The organism is Acinetobacter sp. YH12069, assembly GCF_013419675.1.
Lineage (GTDB): Bacteria > Pseudomonadota > Gammaproteobacteria > Pseudomonadales > Moraxellaceae > Acinetobacter > Acinetobacter amyesii.
The window spans coordinates 1-6,382 of the sequence record NZ_VOZS01000043.1 but is presented as its reverse complement, the minus strand read 5'-3'; the positions used below and the strand labels follow the sequence as shown (position 1 = coordinate 6,382).

At 40.0% G+C, this 6,382-nt stretch carries 6 protein-coding genes and 1 pseudogene; 4 read left to right on the top strand and 3 right to left on the bottom strand.

Annotation, left to right across the window (positions count from 1 at the left end):
* Positions 1–149 precede the first annotated feature (149 nt).
* The 3 genes from FTU16_RS16150 to metK form a co-directional block, all read right to left on the bottom strand.
* Positions 150–494: a hypothetical protein gene (locus FTU16_RS16150; RefSeq protein WP_078188782.1), complete on the bottom strand. Its 345-nt coding sequence runs from the start codon at positions 492–494 to the stop codon at positions 150–152.
* Between the two features lie 151 nt (positions 495–645).
* Positions 646–1,086: an SMI1/KNR4 family protein gene (locus FTU16_RS16145; protein WP_180040067.1), complete on the bottom strand. Its 441-nt coding sequence runs from the start codon at positions 1,084–1,086 to the stop codon at positions 646–648.
* Between the two features lie 169 nt (positions 1,087–1,255).
* The gene (metK, locus tag FTU16_RS16140; protein WP_078188779.1) at positions 1,256–2,422 is read right to left on the bottom strand and encodes a methionine adenosyltransferase; all 1,167 of its coding nucleotides are present in this window, start codon (positions 2,420–2,422) and stop codon (positions 1,256–1,258) included.
* A 445-nt stretch (positions 2,423–2,867) separates the two neighbouring features.
* Here metK and FTU16_RS16715 point away from each other — a divergent pair.
* From FTU16_RS16715 to FTU16_RS16125, 4 genes and pseudogenes are all read left to right on the top strand, one after another.
* Positions 2,868–2,964, top strand: a pseudogene (locus FTU16_RS16715) (prepilin-type N-terminal cleavage/methylation domain-containing protein); the annotation flags it as partial.
* 14 nt (positions 2,965–2,978) lie between these two features.
* Positions 2,979–3,293 (top strand): pilin, encoded by a 315-nt coding sequence (locus FTU16_RS16135; RefSeq protein ID WP_257235079.1) that lies wholly within the window; start codon positions 2,979–2,981, stop codon positions 3,291–3,293.
* A gap of 463 nt (positions 3,294–3,756) precedes the next feature.
* The gene (gene tkt / locus FTU16_RS16130) at positions 3,757–5,745 is read left to right on the top strand and encodes a transketolase (RefSeq protein WP_180064241.1); all 1,989 of its coding nucleotides are present in this window, start codon (positions 3,757–3,759) and stop codon (positions 5,743–5,745) included.
* 182 nt (positions 5,746–5,927) lie between these two features.
* Positions 5,928–6,143, top strand: a complete 216-nt coding sequence (locus tag FTU16_RS16125; RefSeq protein ID WP_078188774.1) for a hypothetical protein — start codon at positions 5,928–5,930, stop codon at positions 6,141–6,143.
* Positions 6,144–6,382 lie beyond the last annotated feature (239 nt).

Here is a 6,382-nt window from a genome sequence, read left to right as displayed (position 1 = left end):
AATACGGTATTCTGATGTGACAAAACCTGAATCCTTTATAGTTGAAGTCTTTGTTAGCACTTACATTTTAACTATTTTGGACTCAGGTTTTTTATTTAAGTCAAACTATGGGACAGCAGTGACCCGAAGGTGCTTTTTTTTAAGAATGCTTATTGTTGAGCTTTTTCTTTCACGTTTGCTGCACCTTGCTCAACAGCACCTGCAGTTGCAGCAGTCGCGTCTTTAGCTGCTTCTTTTGCATTGTGTGCAGCAGCTTCAGCATTTTCTGCAGCATTGTCAGCTGCTGTCGCAGTTGCAGTTGCAGCATTATCTACAGCAGTAGCTGTCGCAGTTGCCGCTTCTGAAGTTGCATCAGCAATGTCATGGCCTGCTTGGTCAGCAGCGTTTTCTAGGTGTTCACCAGTTGTTGCACCTGTTTCTGGCGCTTTGTCTTTATTACAGCCAACAAGTGCAACAGTTGCAGCCAAACCTAAAGCAACAAGTAATTTATTCATTTTGATCTTTCCTTTTTTTGTTATGCCCGTAGCATGGGCTGAATTTATATTAGCTGAAAAAATATTCAAAAATCGATCAAAAATTGTTGATTTAGTGTAATTTTATCCAGCATATTTTGTAGTTTAAAAGGCTTTATATATGCTTATAGCGTTAAGGGTTTTGACTAAATAATTCTTCAATTGAAGTCACAAGTAGATAGATAAATTCACTGTCTTCATGGCGCCATAAATATATTTCTTCCCCCAATTGTGTATCGTCTACCGTACGCATCAATAAATAATCGCCATCGCCGTTATGTGCAATTGCAATACTGTTTTCAGGGAAGTCTTCAATTTTACTTATGGATTGATGTTCTGCGGCTAGATGATTCGTTGTACGTTTTATTCTTTTCACATCGCTGGTGTCTTGGAAGGGGAAGAGCCACCATGCTTCGATATCATCACCATCTTCAAATTCATCCGCACTAGAAAAGCTAATGCCGAATTCGCCACCATTTTCAATTTGCATTTTGGCTTTATATTTTTCTGGAAACTTAAATCCTAATTGTTCTTCAGTTGCAGTAATAAATTTTAAGTCTAATGGAAAGGGCATGATGTTGTTCTTAAATTATTTTGGTGTTTTATGAATAAGCTAGGCGTAAATTTTAGTCAATATTTTTTACACTAGTTATTTTTATCCTAGATGTTTTAGTTATGGACATATGGGGCATAAAAAAGCCTGCAATCAATGCAGGCTTTTTTGAGAAATTAATCTATTAAGATTAAAGACCAGCAGATGCTTTAAGCGCTTCCACTTTGTCAGTTTTTTCCCATGTAAATGCGGTATCAGAACCTTCACGACCAAAGTGACCATACGCAGCAGTTTGTTGGTACATCGGTTGGATTAAGTTCAACATACGAGTAATACCGTATGGACGTAAGTCAAAGTGTTCACGTACAAGTGCAATAATCAAATCTTCAGATACTTTTGCAGTATTGAATGTGTTGATCGAGATAGATGTTGGTTCTGCAACACCAATCGCATATGACACTTGAATTTCACATTTGTCAGCTAGACCAGCAGCCACAATGTTTTTAGCAACATAACGGCCTGCATAAGCAGCAGAACGGTCCACTTTTGATGGATCTTTACCAGAGAACGCACCACCACCGTGACGAGCCATACCACCGTAAGTATCTACAATGATTTTACGGCCTGTTAAACCACAGTCGCCTACAGGGCCGCCAATGACGAACATACCTGTTGGGTTGATGTGGAATTTAGTGTCTGCATGGAACATTTCAGCAGGAATCACTTTTTTCACGATTTCTTCAATTACCGCTTCTTTCAATTGAGCTTGAGTAATTTTGGGATCGTGCTGAGTTGAAAGTACAACTGCGTCTAAGCGAACTGGCATGCCATTTTCATAAGCAAATGTTACTTGGCTTTTAGCATCAGGACGTAACCAAGCAAGTTTGCCTTGTTTACGTAGTTCAGCTTGTTTTTCCATTAAGCGATGCGCATATGAAATAGGTGCTGGCATAAGCACATCAGTTTCACGGCTTGCATAACCAAACATTAAACCTTGGTCGCCCGCACCTTGATCTTCTGGTTTTTGACGGTCAACACCCTGAGCAATTTCAGGTGATTGCTTACCGATCATGTTGATCACGGCACAAGTTGAACCATCAAAGCCAAGATCTGAATGGTGGTATCCGATACCATTTACGGTATTACGAACAATCGCTTCAAAGTCAACATTTGCAGTTGTTGTGATTTCACCGGCAAGTACAACCGCACCCGTTTTTACAAGCGTTTCACAAGCAACCCGTGCATATGGGTCTTCTTTTAAGATTGCATCCAAAATAGCATCACTGATTTGGTCAGCCATTTTATCCGGATGGCCTTCGCTTACAGATTCCGAGGTAAATACAGCGTACTCGCGCATAAGTCCTATCACAGTTAAATTTAAAGACGCAATATGTTACATCGAGAATGCGTTTAGGACTAGCTCAACATGACCAAATTGGATGAAATTAATTCATTTCAATGACTTTTTAATTGATATAGGCATCTAAAAAATTGATATGAGCTATGGATTTCTCAATTTAATTTTTTATGATGAGATAAAACAGAGATATTGGGCTTTGGCACAAGCAACAATGTGATTAGGCGTTCAATTGCCTAAATTGTTTTTTTAAGTGAATCAATTATAAGAATAAATCAAATCCATATCCTGAGATTTATCATTGATGAACGTCATGAACTGTCAGAATATGACTGTAAACGACAATTATTCGTTTAATTTAAAAAATAAAACACAATAAATACGGGCTTTTGAGACTTGGTATGCAAATTGCCTATTTGTCATTACGTTGAATGGGGGAAACGTAATGAAACAGTCTGGTTTTACACTCATTGAAATTATGATCGTTGTGGCAATCATCGGTATTTTGGCTGCAATTGCTACTGTATCTTACAATGGCTATGTTGCTCGGGCGCAAGTGGCTGAAGTATTAACAATGATTTCACCCTATAAATTAAAACTGATTGAAAATTATTCAGCGGAACAAAGCTGTGTAGATTTGAATACAGCGCTAAATGAAAGTATCAGTACCAAGTATATTGCGAGTAGTGAAATTACTGATGTGGCAGGAACGTGTTCAGTGGTTTTTACGTTTAAATCAACAGATGTCAATTTTGCTCTTCGCTCAAAGCAGATCTATTTTAGTATTCCAGATGGTTTAAATGGTGCTTGGAATTGTCAATCGGATGATATTTCGCAGCGAAATTTACCTGCTACATGTCGTGGGATCTAAAGTATTGAATGTGAAACCGTGAGTATATTGGATAAGTGCTGATTTTACAGGGATGATTACGACGTTTGAGTTACCCAAACCATAGTGGGTTTAATTATTGAAAGTATTTCATATTTCAAATGGTCATTTATTTAGACAAGCTTTGACTACTACTTTTATTTGCAATTGCCTTTCGATGTAGCGGACTTTTATCAGTTATGAAGCGGTTGCTTTCTCTGCCAAACTCTAAATATGCATTGCGCTGTCATTGACTCGCCATATAAAAGCGTCACTGTATACAAAATAAACAACATGCATAGGCTTGAAATTGAGCAATAAGCACCCAAAATACAGGTGGTGCAGGAATAATTAGCGAAAATTTGCCCCTGAGGCTTTACCCATTCCGCTTTTTTTAAGACAATATACGCATCTTTGAATTCTTATTCATCTTACTCTTTTAAACCATTTGTTTGGACTCTGACCTATGACAACCCCGCTTAACGAACGTCGTATTGCAAACGCAATTCGTGTATTGGCAATGGATGCTGTGCAAAAAGCAAATTCAGGACATCCAGGTGCTCCAATGGGGATGGCAGATATTGCTGATGTGGTATGGCGTGAATTCCTCAACCACAACCCTGCAAACCCACAATGGGCAAACCGTGACCGTTTCGTATTGTCAAACGGCCATGGCTCTATGTTGCAATATGCGTTATTGCACTTAACAGGTTATGACCTGTCTATTGAAGATTTGAAATCTTTCCGTCAATTGCATTCTAAAACTCCAGGCCACCCAGAATTGGGTTATGCACCGGGTATCGAAACAACCACGGGTCCATTGGGTCAAGGTATTGCAAACGCTGTAGGTTTTGCACTTGCTGAAAAAACTTTAGCGGCTCAATTCAACAAAGAAGACATCACAGTTGTAGATCACAACACATACTGCTTCTTGGGTGACGGTTGTTTAATGGAAGGTGTTTCTCACGAAGCTTGTTCATTGGCAGGTACTTTGGGTCTAGGTAAATTGGTTGTTTACTACGATGACAACGGCATCTCAATTGATGGTGAAGTAGAAGGCTGGTTCTCTGACGACACAGAACAGCGTTTCTTGGCATACGGCTGGCAAGTGCTTAAAGTTGACGGTCATGATGCAGACGCAATCCGCGCAGCAACTGTTGAAGCGAAAGCTGAAACAGCTAAACCAACTTTAATTATCTGTAAAACCATTATTGGTTTAGGTTCTCCAAACAAACAAGGTAAAGAAGATTGCCACGGTGCGCCGCTTGGTAATGATGAAATCGCTTTAACTCGTGAAGCTTTGGGCTGGACAGAAGGTCCATTCGAAATTCCTGCTGATGTATATGCAGCTTGGGATGCAAAAGCGAAAGGTACTACTTCTGAATCTGCTTGGAACGACACATTTGCGGCTTATGCTGCTAAATATCCAACAGAAGCGGCTGAACTCAAACGTCGTCTTTCTGGTGAATTACCTGCTGACTTCGCTGTAAAAGCGGATGCTTATATTGCAGAAGTAAATGCAAAAGCTGAAACAATCGCTACTCGTAAAGCGAGCCAAAATGCCATTCAAGCATTTGCACCACAGCTTCCAGAAATTCTAGGTGGTTCTGCTGACCTTGCAGGTTCTAACCTGACTTTATGGAAAGGCGCAGAAGGCGTTGAATCTAACCCAGCGGGTAACTACGTTCATTACGGTGTACGTGAATTCGGTATGACTGCAATTGCGAACGGTGTAGCGCTGCATGGCGGTTTCGTTCCTTATGTAGCAACATTCCTGATGTTCATGGAATATGCACGTAATGCAGTACGCATGTCTGCATTGATGAAACAGCGTGTGATTCATGTGTATACACATGACTCAATTGGTCTAGGTGAAGATGGTCCTACACACCAACCTGTAGAGCAAATTGCATCTTTACGTGGTACACCAAATCTAAACACTTGGCGTCCATGTGACACTGTTGAAGCGTCTATTTCTTGGAAATCTGCATTGTTACGTAGCGAAGGCCCTACAGCGTTAATCTTCTCTCGTCAAAACTTGCCATTCCAAACTCGTACAGCAGATCAAATTGCTGACGTAGCGAAAGGCGGTTATGTACTTGCAAAAGAAAAAGGTGAGTTGAAAGCAATCATCATTGCAACAGGTTCAGAAGTTTCATTGGCAATGGATGCTTACGCGCAACTTGAAGGTGTGCGTGTGGTTTCTATGCCATGTGCTGAAGAATTCGTAAAACAAGACGCTGCTTACCGTGAAGCGGTTCTTCCTGCTGCGATCCGTGCGCGTGTTGCTGTTGAGGCTGCGCATGTGGACTACTGGTGGAAATTTGTTGGTCTTGATGGTCGTGTAATCGGTATGACGACTTACGGTGAATCTGCTCCAGCAAAAGACTTGTATCAACACTTTGGTATTACTGCTGATGCTGTTGTTGCTGCTGTGAAAGAAATTACCGCTTAATCTGTAAAGATTAACCGTAATAAAGACGCCCCAGAGAAGGGGCGTTTTTTATTGCAGAGATTAAATTTATTTTAAATTGTGAAATAACGATTTGTAACGAATGAATTAAAGCATTGGTTTAAAATTAATTCATTCATGCAGTATTCAGCCACGGGTGCAATGTTGCCCCAAGTGAGGAAACGATGAGCCTTTACGATCAGATAAATGATGAAATTGTACTGATGGATGCTGGTGAACAGAAATGGATTGGCACAGACTTAGAGCTTGAAGCCATGGTTGCAGTAGAGTTGATGTTGCAAGACTTGCAAGAAGACAAAGTGATTAAGATTCGCCGTAAGAACCATGAAAAGCATACAGGTTTAAAGCAGGTAGATCGGATCTTGGTTGAAAAGCTATAAGCCGAATGGCCAAAAAGTCCGAATCTTCGGGCTTTTTATTTGCCTATCGTATTTATAAAAAAGATAAGTTTATAAAACAAATAAGAAAACGTCCTTTCAAGACTCATTATTCTTAGGATCTGTTGACATTTGTTGATTAAAAAAATAGCGAGATAGTAAAATTAAATCGCCAAACCCAATTTTACACTCGCTATGCCTCGAACAATGCTAAATGATCAACACTGGTCCAAGTTACTTGC